Origin of the sequence: Salmonella sp. SAL4457, assembly GCF_046548235.1 — a bacterium.
Classification (GTDB): domain Bacteria; phylum Pseudomonadota; class Gammaproteobacteria; order Enterobacterales; family Enterobacteriaceae; genus Salmonella; species Salmonella enterica.
In genome coordinates this window covers 1-253 of sequence record NZ_JBGDZO010000918.1, presented here as the reverse complement: position 1 = coordinate 253, position 253 = coordinate 1, and the positions used below count along the sequence as shown (strand labels likewise).

Genomic DNA, 253 nt, shown 5'->3' with positions numbered 1-253 from the left:
ACCGCGACCCTGATCCTCGCCTCGGTGATCGTCTACGGCGCCCTCTGGCTCAAGCACCGCCACCTGGAAAAGAGCCAGTGGTTCACCCTCGGCGCCTGCCTGGTCCTCGGCGGCCTGACCCTGGCCTTCCACGAGGACACCTTCCTCAAGTGGAAGGCGCCGCTGGTCAACTGGCTGTTCGCCCTGGCCTTCGCCGGCAGTCACTTCATCGGCGACAAGCCGATGATCCAGCGCATCATGGGCCATGCCATCC

General features: G+C 65.6%; 1 protein-coding gene. It reads left to right on the top strand.

The features are described from left to right. Positions 1-253: septation protein IspZ (locus ACLJNW_RS26875; RefSeq protein ID WP_410961605.1), on the top strand; the 253-nt coding region annotated here is incomplete at both ends.